The organism is Rhodocytophaga aerolata (assembly GCF_030503435.1).
GTDB classification, from domain to species: Bacteria; Bacteroidota; Bacteroidia; order Cytophagales; family 172606-1; genus Rhodocytophaga; species Rhodocytophaga aerolata.
This window is the reverse complement of sequence record NZ_JAUKPO010000037.1, coordinates 1-19,705: the sequence shown is the minus strand read 5'-3', so window position 1 is coordinate 19,705 and position 19,705 is coordinate 1. Positions and strand designations below refer to the sequence as shown.

Genomic DNA, 19,705 nt, shown 5'->3' with positions numbered 1-19,705 from the left:
CAACACCTGTTCTAGTCTTTGACACAATTGTTCCATTGGTCAGGACAGGATTTGCACAGATGGAAGGACTGTTAGTTATTCCTGCGGCTGCCCGGCAGTGGTTTTCTTATGGATATATTCGGAGGGAGTCATGCCATAGGCTTCCCGGAAACACTTGGCAAAGTAATTTAAGCTGTTAAACCCGACCTGTGCGGCTACTTCTCCTACACTGCCAATTCCCTTGTCAAATAAACCGATGGCTCTTTTTAAGCGGATGGTGCGGATACACTCATTGGCTGCTTGCCCGGTCAGCGCCATAAGTTTGCGGTGCAGATTAGACCGGCTCATGCCCACTTCCCGACTCAGCATTTCCACATCAAAGGCTGTATTAGCCATATTGGCTTCTATGACCGCCATTACCTTCTGCAGAAAACGGGTATCGGTGGAGGTGACGGCTAGTTCGCTAGGTTCCAGGCTTACCTGCCGGCTAAACAACTCCCGCAACTTCCGTCTGCCTTCAATCAGGTTTTTCACCCTGAGGTGCAACTCTTCGATAGAAAACGGTTTGGTCAGATAATCATCGGCTCCGGTTTTTAGCCCCTGCCGTTTGCTTTCCATATCTGCTTTTGCCGTGAGCAGAATAAGGGGTATATGACTGGTGCGCATATCGGTTTTAAGTGTAGCACAAAGGGAAATACCATCCATCCCAGGCATCATCAGGTCTGAAATCACCAGATCGGGTACTTTTTCCAGTGCCTGCTCAACACCTTGCTCTCCGTTTCCGGCTTCCAATACAGTATACTGACAGGTCAGGCTTTCTTTCAGGAACTGGCGCAGGTCTGCATTATCTTCTACGATAAGAATCGTTTCCGGCTGTGGTTTGCTGCCTTCCGCTTTGCCGTTTATTGAAGCAGTGAGAGGTATTGCTGCACTGTCAGCAGGGTTTTCCTGCGCGGTTGTTTGGACTTGTGGCTCTTCAACAGCAGAGGCAGGCAGTAAGGCAAGGGGCAGTTCAACAGAAAATACGGTACCCTTTCCTTCTGTGCTTTCTACCGCTATGCTGCCTCCAAGCAAATCCAGTAGCTCTTTGGTTAACGCCAGACCCAATCCGGTGCCTTCATAGGGCCGGGTAGTTGAGTTATCTGCCTGATAGAAGCGGTCGAAAATGTGGGGTAGTTTGCTTTTTGAAATACCGATACCGGTGTCTTCCACCGTGATGCGCAGTGTAGCAGCATGCGCAGCCGTAATTTCCAATGTGGTCCGCAAGATGACACTTCCGCCTGAAAGCGTGAACTTAAAGGCATTTGATAGCAGGTTAGTGATTACTTTTTGCAGTTTATCTGCATCTGCTGCGGCATAAGTAACCTCACCCGGCAAGTAATACCGGTAGGTAATACCTTTGCTTTCGGCCAGGGACACAAATGAACTAGCCATTTGCTTCAAAAGACCGGTTATATCCAAAGGCTGCCTATCTACCTGCATTTTGCCAGCTTCTATCTTGGATAGATCCAACAGCTGGTTAACTAACTGTAAAAGTCGGCTAGCATTCCTGTCGATCAGCTGATAATCGGAATTGTGCTCGGAAGAAGCTTCATTCTTATATAATTTCTCAATGGTTCCGCGGATGAGGGAAAGTGGCGTACGGAACTCATGTGAAATGTTGGAGAATAACCGGGATTTGAGGCTATCGAGTTCTCTTAACTTATCTGCTTCTACTTGTTTGATGCGGAAACCTGCTTTGAGTCTTTCTTGCCGGATAATTTGATTCCGTGCCAGCAGCAACAGTACCAATAGTAAAATTCCATAGGCTACATACGCCCAATCAGTGAGCCACCAGGGCGGCAGCACCACAACGGTAATGGCTTTTTCAGCCCATACCTGCTGGCTGCTGGCTGCTTTTACCCGGAAGGTATACGAGCCCGGAGGTACATTATAATAATAAGCCGTTTTTTCACTGCCCGCCCTACGCCAGACATCATCATAGCCTTCCAGGCGGAATAAATGGCGGTTCTGCCCTGGATTGGCATAATGCATGGCTGCAAATTCAAAGGTGAAGGAATTCTGATGGTAAAGCAGCGTGATTTGTTTCGCTACAGAAAGCGGCTCCTGAAGCGGGCTTTCTGCCCCTGGCTTCACTAACTCTTCCCCTATTTTAAAATCAGTAATAGCTATTTGCGGGCCCAAGGTATCCCGTTTCAGATGTTCACCCGGTGAAACAGTAAAATATCCTGTCCGGCTACCAAAGAATAATTCTCCGGTTGGACTTTTATGGATAGCAAAATTGCTTAACTGCCCGCCATCTACACCATAGTCCTTCCCATAAATCTGCATTTGGGTGCGGTTCTCATTCAAGTTGATAAGTCCTATAGTGGTGCTTAACCAGAGTGAATGGTAATCATCTTCAATAATAGTTTTCATGGGTGGCATGCCTTTGCCTGTATTGGGGTTTACAAAAGCCTTAAAATCACCTGAATCAGCCTCCAGGTAGAAAAGCCCATTATTTGTACCTGCCCATATGATACCCCTGTGATCCTGGCAGAGGGTAAAAACAATGGCATCGCCCAGGAAATGCGCATATTTACCGGATTCGGGATCTAAGCGGTAAATGCCATTGGTATAGACTCCCACCCATAGATCGCCTGTTTTTGCTTCTAGCAAAGCCGTGATTCTGGTAGCTTTGTTCGGACCTCCGGTAAATGGATAATGCGTTACCCCACCTGTACGCGGATCTAATCTGTCCAGGCCTTGTACGGATCCTACCCATAGCATGCCTTTTCTATCCAGGCGGAGGTTAGTAATGAAATTACCGCGTAAACTATGGGGATTGTTTGGATCATGCAGAAAACGGGTAAAACCCTGGGTAGTCCTGTCAAAGCGATGCAGGCCTTTTGGGGTTCCTACCCACAATGTTCCTTGGCGGTCTTTGAGTAAAGAACGGATGGTATCATTCCTTAAGCTGGTTGAATCATTCGGATTATGTACAAAATGACGCCTGATACCGGTTTTTGTATCCCATAGCATAAGTCCTTTAGGCGTGCCCAGCCAATACCTGCCGGAAGTGTCTTGTGCAATACCTGCAACCGGGAATCCCATATGGTGATAAGGGATAGGTTTTTTCAGTGGATCAACCCGGTAGAGTCCTTCAAAATATGTACTAATCCATAACATCCCCTCTCTTGAAGTATGTGCCCACCAGGGGCCAGCTTCCTGGAGTGTGCCCGGGCGGCCAGGCATTGGGTTGTAGCGGGTTACTGTGTGGGTTGCTGGTGCATAGTGCACCAGCCCGGAACCGTTTGTCCCGATCCAGATATTTCCTGCTGCATCTTCATGAATAAACGTAACACCATCCTGGGTAGTGAGGCCAACAGTGGAGGGCATAGGTACTTGGATGGAAGGAAAAGGACGGCTGAGCTTTTCCGGATGAAGGGTATCTGCCGGATAGCGCCTGAAAGTGCCCTTTTCCCGGTCCATGGTATGTAGTCCATCGCCAAAAGTGCCTATCCAGAAAGTACCCCGGCTATCTTCCAGAATAGCCCGCACCTGATTATGAGCTAAGCTTGAAGGATCATGTAGATTATGCAGATAACGGGTAAATATCCCGGATTTAGGGTTGAGCCGGTTCAATCCTCCTTCCCCGGGTAATGATTCCCAGGGACTGCCTGTACCTACCCAGATAGTTCCATTCCGGTCTTCATACACCACCCGCACATGGTTGTGGCTCAAACTCTGCGGATCCGCAGGATCATGCTGGTAATGAATATAATGGCCGGTCTTAGGGTTCAGGTGATAGAGTCCATTATTGGTACCCACCCAAAGCTTCCCATTCCGGTCCTGGGTGAGAACCGTTACAAAGGAATTGCCTGCTGTTAAAGAATCTGCTTTTGTACCTAACCGGACATGTGTAAATACACCTGTCGCAGGGTCTACCTGAAAAAGCCCTCTAGAGAAAGTTCCTACCCAGATTGGTCCATCTTCATCAGCAAAAATACACTCGCTACGGTTGTTAACTGGAGAGGCAGGATCAAGATAGCTTGTCCAGCGGTACCCGTCAAAGCGGAAAACACCAGAATTGGAGCTGATCCATATAAATCCTTGTTTGTCCTGGGTAATGCCAGTAATTAATCCAAAAGAAGTTTCCTCCGGCAAAGGGGCAGGCATAAAATTGACAGGTTGAGCCTGTGCAAAGCAGAGCATTAGTCCTACGAGCAACGCTTGGACATGCAAAAATAGAAGGATAGCAAATATTCGAAGCAGCAATCCCATAGCTCATACTGAATCTGAATATAATTTAATTAAACTTTAGAGTTTTTCCATATACTACTTAAAAATACTGGCTTGATTAATAGTTAATTGTTAATTATTTAGCTTGATGCATTGGTTCCAACATTTTTAGAAGATACTTTATAAATTATAAATCATTTTTCTCGCTAACATTGACAATGATAAGTTTATGAGATCCTAATAATAGGGGAAAAGAATAATAGTAAAAGTAGAAAAAGATCATGTAAAATTATTTGCTTTATTCTTGATCGATGAGTTACCTGAAAGGGGAGGTTTTTATAACTGCATCCAAGTAGGCAATTTGAGTAATTCAATTGGAGTGGTTTACTACCTTATACATAATATCTTTGATCCTTTTCAACCGCTTTTCCCCTGATCCTACTGGTAATGCACAATAAATACCTTCATCGGTTTCTTTGCTAGCAAGCAACATGCCCAATTGATCTTGCAAATAACTTCTTACAGTAATTGGTGCTTGCCGGATTTCTTCTTCTAAGGATGGCCTATTATCAAAGACATAGATAATATCCTCAAAATCTGTACTGGTACGTATATCCTTCTCCCCTCTTGACCTAAAGGCTTCTAATTTAGAAGCTATAAAATAAGGCGAAGTAAAAATTTGAATAGATTCTCTATTTGGTAGTTTATACCAAATGGCCTGTTTGATCCCATCTCTATACCATTGATTGCTAAATCCTAGAATATGTGGATCAGTAGGCATAATATCTACGGTTATACTTTGATATAGCCATCTGCAAATAGGTGCTCCCCCTCTTGTATCATTGCGGAAGCCAATAACACGAAGTCTATCTTCTAAAATATATAATGCATTTCTTGAGGCTAACTCAATCACACAATCTACATCATCTGTTGGCCTAACCTCTGCTGCGGCCGGATCAGTGGCATATAATCCCACAGTTGCACCTCCTACAAAGACTACCTCATCTAGTAAGGAACTTAACCCGTTCGCTACTGCTTGCAGCTGTACAATATTGCTGTGTACCATTAGCTATATGTCATTCTTTTGGTTAACTCCTCTACAGCTATATTCCGTTCCCTCGCTTTACCTACCCGTATGGCATCTACTAGAGCTAACAGTTCATACAAGCGCACATCTCCTTTAATTGCTTTAGGAACACTACTATATAAAGGTTCTATACTTTGGCCCCTTGCTATCCCTTCTTCATCCGGCCACACGTATATCTCACTTGAGGTAATGATTTCTGATAATGGCCTTGCTGAATGAGCAGTTGGCATACCTCTCACAATAGCACCAGGTTTTACTGGAAAAACGTATTTTATTCCATAGATAAGAAAGTCTAAGAGCGCCTTTTTGTAGACTGATTTCTTCTCATTATCTATTAAACCTGCAAAAGCAGACCGATGCAAAGATTCAGAAACTTCTGATTGACTAATTGAAAGTCCATAAGACAGTGTAAGATAGTTCCAGACCTGAGTATCTTGAGCCACTATTTTAAGCAAGATCACTACATCTTGTGGGCGCATTCCTTTATGTTTCCTCATATATTGCATATCGCAAATTGCGATATGCAATATATGAGGAATTATTAGTAATACAAAAAGGGGCGTATGTTGAGACGTTGTGTTTTATCCGAGATTACCTCCAATTCTATTGTAGAGGCTGTTGTATAGCCCCGGCCTTTTCTTGCCTAAGCTCATGCGTTTAGCACTCCTAACTTCTTTAAAGTTATGTTGATACAAAAATTGAGTAGCTTCTACATTATCCACCGGGAAAGCGGCATGATCTTTTGTCGCAAGACGCAGTTTCAGTAGTTCTATTCCGGCTATATTGGTCTTTGCTATGATCAAGCCTTCTCCCAAGGTTGGCAAATAAAATCCTTCTACTCCCTGCTTATCTTGATAAATATATCCGCTGGTCAGATAAGGCTCAAGGAGCATCATTCTCTCTTCTCCTGTTACTTGCTGATCTAAGATGGCTATTTGCTCTTTATAATGGGCGGTAAGGGGAAAAATATGTGGACAAATCTGCCAGCTAGGATCTGATTTAAGATGGTTAAAAAACAAATAGTGCGTTTGTGTTTCAAAGCCAATTTTTTCATACACCGGCGCACCCAGGTCAGTAGCAATCAGGTTGATAGTCTCACAATCTTTTGCTTGCAAGCTCTCCACCAAGCTTTGTGTAATTCGCCCTCCTATGCCTTTATTTCTATGTTTAGAATCAACGATAATATGAGCCAGCCAGGCAGTGTATTTATGCATAATGGTAGTGCCAATACCCACAATTTTAGTATTGAGTACTGCTTTGATGGGAAAGCAAAATGGGGAATTTACATAGAAGCTATAAGCAGGGACAATGTCTGGCCAACCTTCTGGTTGTAGACCAGCCAAAGAGGTAAGATCTGTAGGTGTAAAAGGTTCTATGTACATGTTCATTTTTCTGTTAGTAGAAAGCAGTAAGGTTGCTCAAATAGATATTTTATTTTATTGTTTGCTCACCGGCCTTCCCCCAAATAGTGTCCACAAAGTTAAGAGCTTTTGTAAGCTAAATTAATAGCTTACAAAAGCTTCAATTTAAGTTAAAGTATATATCCCATACGAGTAATTCAGCATATTGCCTAAATGATCATCTGAATAAAAGGATTGTTACTTGCTGCCTTCTTAAACAGAATGCCCCGGCTGCCTAGCTTGTGGATAAGATGGATGCTGTTGCTCACCCAATAAGCCGGGCTAGCTTTATCCACAGTTGTTACAACAATGATTATTATTGGATCACTTTAGCAAAATAGTTATATTAAGCTAATCTATAGACATAAGCAAAAAGAAAGGAAAATGATAGAATTGAGTAAAGAACAGATCAAGGAAATAACTGAACGATTGGAGATAGGAGAAAAATGCTTTGTTCATATGCATACTCAGGAATTAGTCTGCTATCCAGACCCACTCAAATACCTGGACTTTGACGAAGAGTTTTACCAGGAGGAAATGCAAAAAGTAGAAGAAAATGGGCAGGATTACTTAGAGATTGAAGGCATGGATTCTCGAGAAGGCTTTCAGCTCATGGAGGATTTTGCCCAACAGCTTACTTCAAGTAGCTTACAAGAACAGCTCTACCGGGCCTTGAGTCAGAAAAAGCCATTTCAACACTTCAAACACGAAATCGATAACTCCGGAGAATATCGGCAAATCTGGTTTGCTTTCAAGAACCAGAAGATGATTGATTGGGTCAAGGTTAAGATTGATCAATTCAATCAAGCATGGGAGGAATAAAGGCCTGCCCATAATAGTGCGTCCATACGATAACTAGCTCTGCCTCATGGTAATGTGTTACAGCAATGGGGCTAATATGGGTCAGCACTTGGTTTGTTACTTCACATAATTTTTAGTAAGAGTGTACCAGGAACTGTAAATACTGAAGATAAAAATTATAAAATGAAATGGATATATTATTTTAAAAAGAAATGGCTAGATACGGATAGTAGCCCTCTGCAGTCAGTATATGTAAGACCTATAACAAACGATAATGAAGGGAATAAGTGGGTCGGAAAAATCGTCGATATAAGCATAATAGCTACAGAATATTTTATGAAAGATGACTTTAAGACTTTACAATTGGAAAGTGGTCTTGCCCAAATCTATTTCAATGAACTAAATACAAAAGACTTTTATATTCAAGAGGAAGACAATGACCAAAGTGACCTGTATTTACATATAGCAACCATATACATTAAAGATTCTTCCGTTACTGCCAGCAGCATGGTAGATTGGACAAAGGTGTATTTCAACATACTTGGAATACCTTTTTCAGAATTTCGAGAAACTGATTTGAATGATTTTGTCGACACCAATCCATTATATAGACTGATTTCTGATGGTGCTAGGAAAATGGAAAGTAAATGGGGAAAAGAGTGGTGGAAAATAAATGACAGAAAACAATAGAATTGAAAGGCCCCAGTTTTCAGGCATGTTTAATGGAAAAATTCTTTATTTATAAAAATAATTACCGAGCTTGTCGGTCACATGAAAGGGGGATATTTTTTTAACTTACTCCAATATCTCTACTTTTTACCTTATTGGCTTTACTTATACATACAGCCACTGCTTTATGGGTTTAACTACTGATTGTGTACATTTAAGTATATCACTGTTGACCTTCATTTCATATTTTCAACCTCATATTAAAAATTTACCATACCTTCTGTAACCTTTCCTTGATGTTAAGCCACTTACAGTAAATTTAACAAATGAATGAGGATACTTTTCTGATAGATCAAGTCCTAAGTGAGGATAGAACTGCCTTCAATAAGCTTATAGCAAAATATTACCCGGAGTGTCTGCGTAAAGCTAAGCAGATGGTAAAAGATGCCGATCTAGCTCAAGACCTGTTACAAACAGCTTGTATGCAAGCCTATTTCTGTCTAAGTAATTTAAAAGATAAATCCCTTTTTAGATTTTGGCTTTTAGGGATTGTCAAAAACGTAGTCAATAATTATTTAAAGAAGAGGCAACATAGCTATCTTTCTCTAGAAAACTATTCTCAACAGCTTCAACAAGTAGAAGAAAATAAAGACATACAAGCAGTTCGGGAAATTGTATGTAAACACATTGACTCCCTTACCCCTGTTTACAAGAAGATCATAGAGCTTTTTTACTTTGAAGATAAGAACATAAAACAAATAGCACAGGAATGTGACCTATCTATAGAAACAGTAAAGGTACGCTTACACAGAGGAAGACAAAGTTTGAAACAAGCCCTGCAAGACTATACCGAGTTATATCATTATCATCAACTTTTAAAACAAAGACAGCGAATGAAAAAAGTAAGAATTGTGGATATTATTATTGGCACAACAAATCAGGAACACTGCTCTATTCTGCTACAGGAAGAAGATAATCTAAAAGTTTTCCTTATCATCATTGCTACTAGCGAAGCTATGGAGATGGTGATGGCTCTTAAACACATAGATTCTCCCAGACCCTCTGTCTTTACTATGACGGCTAGCCTGATAAAAGCGCATAAATTGCAAATGGATAGCATCTATATCTATGATATAATCGATGGGGTATTTGTTTCTTCTATAAAAGTAGGTAATGGAAAAAAATTGCAGGAATTTGACGCCAGGCCAAGTGATGCACTCACTTTTGCCTTACTATTTGACAGCCCTATCTATGTATCAGAAAAAGTAGTAGATCAAGTAGGCTTTCCGGTGCCTGAGAAATATAGACATACCCCTGCTAAAGAAATAGGCATAGCCACCTTGATTTCCGTTGTTGAGGAGAGAAACAGAAAGCTGATGCCGGATAAGGTCAGAGCCAAAGCCAAAACTCAACAAGAATTACAACAGGCAGTGGATAAAGTCATAGAATTTACTTTCAAGGAAGCATAAAAGAGAGGTTAAATTAATGTCCCCTTTCTTGAAACTTCACGGATGGGCAAAATGGGAAAATTAAGTTTTAAAATATTATTTCCCCTCTGGCCCCCTTCTTGAGTTACCCCAAAATGGAAGTTTATTTAACTACTTTTATGAATCTACTGATCAAAGATAGAATCAACTACTGTTAGGGAAGGGAATCTATTACTGTTTTTTTATCTTTTTGTATTTCTTTACAATTTCCCGGATATGCTTGGCCATTCCTGCACTTTCCTTGTTTTCACCCGTCTCAATATATCTAGCCACGGGAGAGCTACATTTGATGCATTCTCCTTTTAGAATAATATCTTCTAACTCATTTAAGAAGAAGCGGTAGTTGGTGATAGTGGTTAAAGATGGATTACAGTTTCTGCAGAAACAATTTTCTATACAGTTACTCAAAAATTGAATAGTTTCACCCATGATCAATTCCACATCCTCAAGATTAATTTCTATCTCTTTTCTGCTCATACTATCATTAGAATGATTTTCCACTCAGGTAGTTTCTGCCTGGCGGTGAAATGCTAGATTGCTTAGTAGAAATATAGAGCTGTAAAGGACCTTTACTTTTTTAACTCTTTGGCCACCTGCTTGACATACTCTACTGAAACTTTGGCTAATGAGGCAATTTTCTCCATGGTTAAGGTGCCATCTTTCAGCATTTCAATGATCAGGTCTTTTTTTCCCTTTTCTAACCCTTCCTGATAGAGATAATCTTCTGTAATATTATAGGTAAGTCCCATGTCTGTAATCTGTTTTTGCGTTTCTTTAGTTAAGTTACGTAATCTGGCTAAAATTGACAATTGCCTGATATATTTTCGTAACAAGATTTCCTCTCCACTAATTTCTTTGAGCTTGCCTAATATGGCTTGCAGTACTTCTACCGGCTTTTTATTCCCGAAATCACTCAAGATGGCTAGTATGATTTCTTCCGGCACTTGAGAAGCCAATAGCTGTTGATAGGAGTAATCTCGTAGACTTTTTAAGGTAAATCCTGAGAAGACTTCATCAGGGGCCAACCGTGTCTGCATTTTAGAAGCTTTCTGCCCTAAGTAAATAACAAACTGTTTGACAGATAAGCCATATTTCTTTCTCATGATACCATAATATTCCTGCATACGATAGATCATGCCTTCTTCATCTACACTCTGAAATTCTAAGTGTAAAATAAATCTTTCATTGGTATCCGTTTCTACAATGCGAATGAAGTCAGGCTCCTTCTCAATAGTGGTTTGTAGTTTGTCTTTTAGTTCTTCACTTTTCCTAATGCGGATGTTGAGGTACTTCTCAGTTAAGGGCAAGAATACGGAAGCAATGTTTTCCTTGAGTATTTTATCGTAATCGTTAGCCAAGGTATCAGTCAGTTTGTAAAGCCAAGATACTACTTTTCAACTATTTTATAAATACCGCTGCTTTCTATAGCTTGCCTTGCAAATCATTTTTACGAATGGTGTATGAGATAACAGGAGAGTTAAAACATATCCCCCTTTCAGGTAACTTAAGAATCTGGATACTAAATTTGCTCTTTTTCCATTTTTCCTTATTTTAAGGATACTACAAAACTAGCAATGGCTTATTTTACTATTAATTATTTTTAAAATCCCAACAAGATTCCGGCTTGTAAAGCCTGATCATATTTGTTTTTATCAAAACGGTAATAGTACGGAGATTTATGAGGGCCTACACTCTTCCGTTCATCCATACGTTCCAGAATACGCAGAGAAAGCATCTTCTTCTGAAAATTCCGCCGGTCTAAAGGGCGGTCGAGAATAGTTTCGTAGAGTTTTTGCAGTTCAGGCATGGTGAATTTTTCAGGCAATAGGTTATAACCTACCGGATGAAAATTAAGCTGCATCCGCAGTGTCTGAAGGGCTTGTCCGATCATTAGGTCATGGTCAAACAGTAATTTTGGAAGTTCATGCATATCCCACCAGCAACACTCGTCTGAAAGCAGATCAACTGTTGGAGTCACCTTCGAGAATTCAACCAGGGCATAATAGCCAATAGATATGGTCCTGCGAAATAACCAGTTATCTTCTGCTGGCTCAATGTTAAGACTATCTATTAAGTCTTTTAAATTGGGCTCTTTATTCCGTTCAGGTTCACCAAACGTGTAATACTGCTGCAAAAATACCTGACTGATACCAGTACGTTCCTGCAAAATCCGCTGGGCTGCTTCATTGGCTGGTTCTGCCCATTGGATAAAACCTCCGGGTAAACACCAGCCTTCTACATTTTTCATCTTTAACAACAATACTTTCAGCTGGTTGTCATGAAAGCCAAAAATGGCACAGTCAATGGAAACATGTGGCAGAAACTGCCGGTAGCCACTCTCGAAAAACTCTTTTATAGATGTTGGAGCATTCATAGATCAAATATAAATATAATCTATTGTGTACTTGACACACATTAGAAATTTTTCTTAATATTGTATCTGCCATATGCTTTTTATGCATCATTATCTGCTTCCGGTTATACCAGCTTCCCTGAATAATATTTTATAATTATATATCATCATGCATACTTTTTCTTATTTCCGTAGGGCTGCTTTGCTTCTGCTTTGCCCAACCGTAGCATTCGGCCTGTGGTCGTACATGTACAAACCTGAAGATACACCGCCGCAGGTTCCGGAAGAAAACCGGTTTACCAAAGTAGTGCTTGCCCAAAAACTGGATGAACCCATGGAACTGGCTGTTTTTAAAGATGGCCGGGTACTGTTTATCGAGCGGAAAGGGAATGTGAAACTATACAATCCTACGACTGAGCAGGTTAAAGTGGTAGCTAAAATTCCGGTCAGCACCAAATACATTTTTAAAGATGGCAACCAGTCGGAAGCGGAAGATGGCTTGCTGGGGCTGGCCTTAGACCCTCAGTATGAGAAAAACAACTGGATCTACCTGTATTATTCGCCTGCCGGAGATGAACCTAAGAATATTCTTACCCGCTACGAATTCCGGGGCGACGAACTAGTAATGGATTCAAAGAAAGTAATCTTAGAAGTGCCTGTTCAGCGGGAACAATGCTGCCATACAGGCGGATCGATTGCCTTTGACGGCAAAGGAAATCTATATGTTTCTACCGGCGATAATACCAGCCCCAGAGCCACTGGTTATGCCCCTCTGGATGAACGTCCGGGAAGAAGTCCCTGGGATGCCCAGAAATCTTCCGGCAATACAAACGACCTGAGAGGCAAGATTATCCGTATTCATCCGGAAGCTGATGGGACCTATACTATTCCTGAGGGCAATCTTTTTCCGAAAGGAACCCCTAAAACCCGGCCTGAAATTTACACTATGGGCCACCGCAATCCCTACCGGATTTCCGTAGACAAAAAAACTGGATTCGTGTATTGGGGAGATGTGGGTCCGGATTCTGGGGTAGATTCCCTTTACAGGGGTCCGCAGGCCGTGGACGAATTTAACCAAGCCAGAAAAGCCGGTAATTACGGATGGCCATATTTTGTAGGAAACAATAAAGCCTACTGGGATTTTGATTTCTCTACCGGCAAGCCAGGCACTCAATTCGACCCAGCTAAGCCAATCAACAATTCCCCCAACAACACCGGCCTTACCGAACTTCCACCAGCCCAGAGAGCCATGGTCTGGTATCCAGCCACTGAATCTATTCTTTTTCCAATGCTGGGAACTGGTGGCAGAAGTGCCATGGCCGGACCAGTGTATTACAAAGAAGACTTCAAGAATGCCAAACGTCCTTTTCCGGATTATTATAATGGCAAATTGTTCATTTACGAATGGATGAGAGGATGGATCATGGCTGTTACACTGGATTCCGATGGCAACTACCTGCGGATGGAGCGTTTTATGCCCAGCTACAAGTTTAGCAATCCTATTGAACTGGAATTTGGCCCGGAAGGAGATATGTATATGCTGGAATACGGCACCGGCTGGTTTCAGGAAAATGACGATGCCAGGCTGGTTCGCATTGAATACAATGGCGGCAACCGCAAACCGATTGTACAAATGTCGGTAGATAAAAAATTAGGTGCTACGCCGCTCGCCGTTCAGTTTTCATCCGAAGGTACGCAGGATTTTGATAAAGATGCCCTGACATATGAATGGAAAATAACAGACAAGGCCGGAGCCGTGGTTAAAACCTTTATGGAAGCTAACCCTGCCTTTACCTTTGATAAACCAGGCGTATATCAGACCATACTCACAGTAACTGATGCGCAGGGAGAGAAATCTACCGCTCAAACGGAAATCAAAGCCGGAAATGAAGCCCCTACCTTGTCTTTCGAAAGGGGAAAAGGCAACAAAACTTTCTATTTCCCCAATCAATCCTTTACCTATGAAGTAAAGGTGAATGACAAAGAAGATGGCAGTCTGGAAAATGGTAAAATCTCTCCATCACAGGTAGCCCTCACCATAGATTATCTGAAAGAAGGCTTTGATCAGGCAGAAATTGCCCAGGGACACCGCACCGCAGATGCCTCTGTTACCTTTGCTTCCGGCAAAAAACTTATGGAAGCAAGTGATTGCAAATCTTGCCATATGCTTGATAAAAAATCAGCAGGCCCCAGCTATATTTCGGTGGCTAAAAAGTACAAAAATGATCCGGAGGCCGTAAACAAATTGGCTACTAAGGTCATACAAGGGGGTGGCGGTGTATGGGGAGATGCCGTCATGACAGCCCATCCACAACTCTCCCTGAGTGATGCCAAAGACATCATTCAATATGTACTGAGCCTGGATGTGGAGAAAAAACCAGTAGTGAATCTACCCTTGAAAGGCACGTATACCACCAAAGTCCCTGAGAATGCTGGCGACCAGGGCGTGTTTATTGTAAGAGCCGCCTATACCGATAAAGGGGCCAATGGGGTGCCACCAGCCAAAGCGGAAGAAGTACTGGTATTGCGTAATCCGAAAGTAACGGCTGCCACCGCAGATAAAACGCAAGGCATTCAAAAATTTAAAATACCTGGGTTTCCGGTTGAGATGGTCATTGTGATGGGTGCAGGCGGCCATGTGGGGTTCAGCAAAACCGACTTAACTAATATCAATCAGATCGAGTTTACTGTGGCAGCGCCCAAAGACCAGCTCAATGCCGCAGGGGGTACAATAGAAATCCGTCTGGATTCACCTACCGGCCAGCTGATCGGCGAAACTTCCCAAATTATTAACACCAACACACCAGTAATGAGCACACCGCCACAACAGGTAAAAGCAAAATTAACTAATGTGAGTGGCGTACATGATGTATACTATGTATTCAAAAACGAAAAGGTAAAAAATCAGCCCTTGTTTGTTTTATATACGCTTCAATACCATAACAATACCAACGGATCTGCCGCTGCAGGTGAGTAAAGCTTATCCCTGCCCTATTTCTGCTTCATCCATAAGATGCAGAAATAGGGCCACTTTTCTATTTTCTTCCTAATCTTTAAACTTCTTATACCATGCAATCATCCCGTCGTGAATTTTTACAAAAAGTAGGTGTAGGTGCTGCCGGCCTCGGTCTTACAGCCCTTTGGCCCGAATTATTGAATGCACAGCCTGCCGATAAAAAACTGTTTTTTGATATATCTCTGGCCGAATTTTCCCTGGCAGGTTTGCTGATGGGCGGCAAAATGACCAACATGGAGTTTCCGGCTATGGCCAAAAACGACTTTGAGATCAGCAATGTAGAATATGTATCCATGTTTTTTCAGGACAAAGCCAAAGACCAGGCCTACCTGAAAGAACTCAAGCAGCGCACCGATGACTTAGGCGTTAAGAATGTGCTCATTATGGTAGATAGTGAAGGCGATCTGGGTAGCCCGGATGCTGCTGAACGAAATAAAGCCGTTGAAAATCATTATAAGTGGGTAGATGCCGCCAAGTTCCTAGGGTGTTATGCCATCCGGGTGAATCTGAACGGGAAAGGAACGGATGAAGAGGTTGCCAAAGCTGCTATTGAAGGATATGGCAAACTGGTAGACTATGGCAAAAAGAATAAAATGGCCATCATTGTAGAAAATCATTTTGGTCCTTCTACCAACCCAGATTGGCTGGTAGGGGTGATGAAAAAAGTAAAAAATCCCTATGCTGGCGTACTGCCTGATTTTGGCAATTTCATTAGAAGAACAGAACCGGAAGCACAAACCATAGAAGCTTTTATGAAAACCAAAGTGATTGCCGAGTATGATAAATATGAGGGTGTGAAGAAATTGATGCCTTATACCAAAGGTGTAAGTGCCAAAACCCATGTGTTCGACGACAAAGGCAACGATACAGAAACCGATTTCACCAGAATGTTAAAAATTATTAAAGAGTCTGGGTTTAAGGGGTATATAGGAATAGAATATGAAGGGGCTTTTATCAAGCAAATGTCAGGCGGTAAAGGAAATTACTTGAGCGAATATGAAGGTATTATGGCTACCAAACGCCTGCTGGAAAAAGTCGGCGCATCCCTCGATTAGCCGGTTAGTACAATAATTACTCTACAGGAAAATACAGAAAATTTGTACCTTTACTCTATGCGCTAATTACTTAGTTCAGATAGCTTAACAAATAATACCCTCTGAAAGAAGCGGGAAAGAGGTGAAAACTGTACACCCAAATTTTATTTCATGAATTTTTCCCCTCTCGCCCACTTTTATTTTTATAATGGAGTACCTGTAAAGGGGGAGTTAATTTATATCCCCCTTTATTATTCCTATTAATAGTAAAATAGGGCAAGAGGGGAAGATAATAATTTGATCACTTTCCCCTCTTGTCCACATAAACAGTTACAATAAAAGGGCGAATAAATTAACTATCATAAAACCGGATCACTTGGCTTTTCTCTTGCTGAGAAATTCCTTTTGCAGGTTGTTAATGGCTGCTTGATAGCCCTTTTGATCAATAAAAACAGCCGGATTATAGCTCTGATTTGGTTTGTGTTTGCTATGAAGACTAAATTGACTTGTATGCGAGGACAGCCAAATATCAAAGGAGAGCTTTTTCATCTCATTTAGGGTGTAGGCATAATCTTTTGCAATATCTGGGTACTCAGGTATTTGGGTAAAGTCTTTGTCTGTAACGATCGTAGGCATATTGGCTATCAACACCCGGTAAGTGCGCTGATCATCTTTTACATTGAAGAGAAAACTACAAGAACCTTTCGTATGACCCGGATGATCAAGCATGACAAGCTGCATATCGCCGAGTGTGACAGTATCCCCATCTTGCAATAAACGCTCTGCCTGTAAAGGCTCAAAGGTACTTGTTTGGCCTCCCAAGGCGTAATCCGACTTGCCCCCATCTTCCAATACGGCTGCATCTTTTGCATTGATCATCATTTGGGCCCGGGTTATTTTTTTGATAGCCGCCATGGCTCCCAGGTGATCATAGTGGGCTTGAGTGGTTAACAGGATTTTGATAGCTGAAAACTGAAAGCCTAATGATTCAATACTGGCTTTAATCAGTGGCTGTGAAGAGGCAAGTCCGGTATTGATAAGAATACTTCCTTCTGGAGTTGTAATCAGGTAACAGGCTAAGTCATACGTACCTACATAATAGAGGTTACCGGCAATTTGAAAAGGTGGGTAAGGGGTAGACCATTCTCTAGGGGTGGATTTAGGTTCTATGACTTGTTGAGCGAGTGCTTCAAAGCAGAGAATCGAAAGATTTATAAATAGTATTAGTGTTTTTAACATCTTTTCGGGTTGATATACTCTTTTTGCCCCAACTTAATTAAAAAATCTTCTTTATGTGTGATTTTTATTCGGCTTTGTACATAGGGGTGGTCAAAATAATTCCCCCTTTCAGGTAACTCATCAACAATAGCGGGAAAAATCACATTTAAATTTTCTTCTTGGCTTCTGTCCGAAAAGGAGGCCTAACAATGTTTGTCATACCCATTTTGGATTTAGCATTATGTCCAATGAGTCAAGGGTATTAACATACACAATTCTATTTGCAAGGCAGCCTTTTTGGGAGATTGACTTACTACTTGACGGGCAATCTATTGCTATCAACCAAACAGCACTGGTCGACAGGCCCCTTCCTTTATTAGTCCTTGTTACTACTATTCAAAAAAATACTTTCTTTGCCAGGAGCTATTTTATTATATAAAGCTTTGATTTAAAGGAATTAAAGCACGATTTTATTGCTACCTTGATGTAGTATTTTGCCCTTACCTGTGTGAACCCTATTATTTACCTAGTCTATGCAACTACCAGAAGATAATTTAATTAAAGATTCTTTCCAGGAGTTCTCCCGGGAAGAGCTCCTGGAAGAAATTATTCGCTTGAAAAAAGCCCTTACCAAAGCAGAAGAACAAAAAGAGCTGATCCTGAAAGCCACCAATGATGCCGTCTATGAATGGGATTTGCTTTCAGGCCACCTTTCCTGGAGTGAAGGCTTTCTTACGCTCATAGGATATGATCGGGCATCTATTGCACATACGATTGATTTCTGGTCCTCTCATTTGCATCCCGAAGAAAAACAGCGAGTAGAGGCAAGTCTGGAAGCTCTATTTCAGACCGGAGGAAGCCATTGGCAAGAAGAGTACAGGTTCCGCAGAAAGGATGGTTCCTATGCCTATGTGCTGGAGCGAGGGTATGTCGTGTATGATTCCCAAAACAAAGCAGTTCGCATGGTAGGAGCCATACAGGATGTCTCTAAGCATAAGCAAGCAGAACTGGCTAAAGAAATTATCTCCAAAGAATATACCTTCTTAGTCAATGAAATTCCTATCCTTGTGTTCAGTAATGCATCTGATGGAGGGGCTGACTTTGTGAATCGGCAATGGCTAGTCTATACAGGTTTATCCATGGAGCAAATCTTAGGCGATGGATGGACAAAAGCGCTTCATCCTCAAGATGTAGTGCCCACCTTACAGGCTCGGCAAAGGGCAGTGACTAATGGAACTAGCTACCAGATCCAGCTCCGATTGCGCCGCAAGGATGGAATCTATCGGTGGTTTCAAGTAGATGTATTACCCTACAAGGATCAGGATGGCAGTATTCTCAAGTGGTTTGGTACCTATACTGATATAGAAGAGGTAAAACAAAGCCAAAGTATGCTAGAAGCTACCTTAGAGGAGCTCCATGAGAAGAATTTTGAGCTTGATCAGTTTGTTTACAAAACTTCCCATGATTTACGGGCTCCCCTAACATCTATCCTGGGCTTAGTCACCATAATCCGAGGGGAAAAGGAGGAAAAGACCAAAATGGCGTATGTGGAATTAATAGAAGGAAGAGTGCTAAAATTAGATGCCTTTATTAAGTCGATGCTGGCATATTCTAGAAATGCACGTACGCCAGTTAAAGAAGAACACATCCACTTTCCCACCCTTATTGAGGAATGTTTAGCAGAACTCTCAAGCCCTACAGGAGTGGAGCGGCTCAAACTTTCTACCCATCTGGATGGAGAAATCTTTTACTCAGACGCTTTCAGGCTGAAAATGATTTTTTCCAATTTACTCTCAAATGCCATCAAGTATCAGGACTTTTCAAAAGATGAGAGTTTTTTAAAGATTACAATTGACATTTCCCCTTCTCAAGGGAGAATAATCTTTGAGGATAATGGAGTAGGAGTGAAAGAAGCTTATCAAGGCAATTTATTTGATATGTTTTTTAGAGCCACCGACCAATCAGAAGGATCAGGCTTAGGTCTTTATATTGTCAAACAAGCAGTAAACGTCTTGCAAGGAAGTATTACCCTTAAAAGCCAGTTTAGAAAAGGAACCTTTTTTTCGCTGACCTTGCCCAATAGGGTTCCATTATGAATGATAAGTACAGAAGAGATAGGATAATTAATATTAATTAGATTTGGAAAGTTTAAAACAATTACCCCTTCTGAGAAACTAAATAAGCAATCTTTCTTCATGATCTATCCTCAAGTTTTTCTTCTATACAAGTGTCAAAAAAACAAGGAGCCTAATTATATAAATTTTCTAGCTTTCATTTTATAAAAGATTATTTTTTTTGACAAGCAGGATTGCATAAGTTAAGACCTTTCAATAAAGAGTAACTAAAATTCAAGTAAATTAAATTGAAGTCCTATCTGAACACCTACAAAGTTAAAAGGAAGTGGAGAATTAAAACTCTTACGTGGTTTAGTTACATCTAA

The 19,705-nt window shown here is 41.4% G+C and carries 14 protein-coding genes; 6 read left to right on the top strand and 8 right to left on the bottom strand.

The features are described 5' to 3' along the window. Nucleotides 1-75: 75 nt before the first annotated feature. The 4 genes from Q0590_RS31420 to Q0590_RS31405 all read right to left on the bottom strand — a co-directional run bounded on the left by Q0590_RS31420 (nucleotide 76) and on the right by Q0590_RS31405 (nucleotide 6,669). On the bottom strand, nucleotides 76-4,137 hold the full coding sequence (locus tag Q0590_RS31420; protein ID WP_302041626.1) for a hybrid sensor histidine kinase/response regulator transcription factor: 4,062 nt from the start codon (nucleotides 4,135-4,137) through the stop codon (nucleotides 76-78). A 433-nt stretch (nucleotides 4,138-4,570) separates the two neighbouring features. Beyond that, complete coding sequence (locus Q0590_RS31415; RefSeq protein ID WP_302041625.1) at nucleotides 4,571-5,266, bottom strand: hypothetical protein; 696 nt, start codon at nucleotides 5,264-5,266, stop codon at nucleotides 4,571-4,573. Further along, nucleotides 5,266-5,784 carry a hypothetical protein gene (locus Q0590_RS31410; RefSeq protein ID WP_302041624.1) on the bottom strand — a complete coding sequence of 173 codons (519 nt, stop codon included), beginning with the start codon at nucleotides 5,782-5,784 and terminating at the stop codon, nucleotides 5,266-5,268. The genes Q0590_RS31415 and Q0590_RS31410 overlap by 1 nt, the downstream gene beginning before the upstream one ends. Nucleotides 5,785-5,868: 84 nt before the next feature. Further along, a complete protein-coding gene (locus tag Q0590_RS31405; protein WP_302041623.1) occupies nucleotides 5,869-6,669 on the bottom strand; it encodes a GNAT family N-acetyltransferase in 801 nt (266 codons plus the stop codon). Nucleotides 6,670-7,071: 402 nt separating this feature from the next. Here Q0590_RS31405 and Q0590_RS31400 point away from each other — a divergent pair, with 402 nt between their 5' ends. The 3 genes from Q0590_RS31400 (at nucleotide 7,072) to Q0590_RS31390 (ending at nucleotide 9,626) form a co-directional block, all read left to right on the top strand. Then, complete coding sequence (locus Q0590_RS31400; protein ID WP_302041622.1) at nucleotides 7,072-7,509, top strand: UPF0158 family protein; 438 nt, start codon at nucleotides 7,072-7,074, stop codon at nucleotides 7,507-7,509. A 162-nt stretch (nucleotides 7,510-7,671) separates the two neighbouring features. Continuing rightward, the gene (locus Q0590_RS31395; RefSeq protein ID WP_302041621.1) at nucleotides 7,672-8,178 is read left to right on the top strand and encodes a hypothetical protein; all 507 of its coding nucleotides are present in this window, start codon (nucleotides 7,672-7,674) and stop codon (nucleotides 8,176-8,178) included. Between the two features lie 305 nt (nucleotides 8,179-8,483). Beyond that, the gene (locus tag Q0590_RS31390) at nucleotides 8,484-9,626 is read left to right on the top strand and encodes a bifunctional nuclease domain-containing protein (RefSeq protein WP_302041620.1); all 1,143 of its coding nucleotides are present in this window, start codon (nucleotides 8,484-8,486) and stop codon (nucleotides 9,624-9,626) included. A 189-nt stretch (nucleotides 9,627-9,815) separates the two neighbouring features. Here the strand turns inward: Q0590_RS31390 and Q0590_RS31385 are convergent, their stop codons facing one another. From Q0590_RS31385 to Q0590_RS31375, 3 genes are all read right to left on the bottom strand, one after another. Further along, nucleotides 9,816-10,121, bottom strand: coding sequence for a hypothetical protein (locus Q0590_RS31385; protein WP_302041619.1), 306 nt, complete (start codon nucleotides 10,119-10,121; stop codon nucleotides 9,816-9,818). A gap of 92 nt (nucleotides 10,122-10,213) precedes the next feature. Further along, nucleotides 10,214-11,002 carry an RpnC/YadD family protein gene (locus Q0590_RS31380; protein ID WP_302041618.1) on the bottom strand — a complete coding sequence of 263 codons (789 nt, stop codon included), beginning with the start codon at nucleotides 11,000-11,002 and terminating at the stop codon, nucleotides 10,214-10,216. Nucleotides 11,003-11,244: 242 nt separating this feature from the next. Then, a complete protein-coding gene (locus Q0590_RS31375; protein WP_302041617.1) occupies nucleotides 11,245-12,018 on the bottom strand; it encodes an NUDIX hydrolase in 774 nt (257 codons plus the stop codon). Between the two features lie 148 nt (nucleotides 12,019-12,166). Between Q0590_RS31375 and Q0590_RS31370 the strand changes: the two genes are divergently transcribed. Next, entirely contained in the window at nucleotides 12,167-14,974 is a 2,808-nt protein-coding gene (locus Q0590_RS31370) for a PQQ-dependent sugar dehydrogenase (RefSeq protein ID WP_302041616.1), read from the top strand. Nucleotides 14,975-15,066: 92 nt separating this feature from the next. Next, on the top strand, nucleotides 15,067-16,068 hold the full coding sequence (locus tag Q0590_RS31365) for a TIM barrel protein (RefSeq protein WP_302041615.1): 1,002 nt from the start codon (nucleotides 15,067-15,069) through the stop codon (nucleotides 16,066-16,068). Between the two features lie 351 nt (nucleotides 16,069-16,419). Here Q0590_RS31365 and bla read toward each other — a convergent pair whose 3' ends face one another. Further along, entirely contained in the window at nucleotides 16,420-17,286 is an 867-nt protein-coding gene (bla, locus tag Q0590_RS31360) for a subclass B3 metallo-beta-lactamase (RefSeq protein ID WP_302041614.1), read from the bottom strand. Between the two features lie 512 nt (nucleotides 17,287-17,798). On the opposite strand from bla, the gene Q0590_RS31355 reads away from it, so the two are divergent. After that, nucleotides 17,799-19,361: a sensor histidine kinase gene (locus tag Q0590_RS31355; RefSeq protein WP_302041613.1), complete on the top strand. Its 1,563-nt coding sequence runs from the start codon at nucleotides 17,799-17,801 to the stop codon at nucleotides 19,359-19,361. Nucleotides 19,362-19,705: the final 344 nt, after the last annotated feature.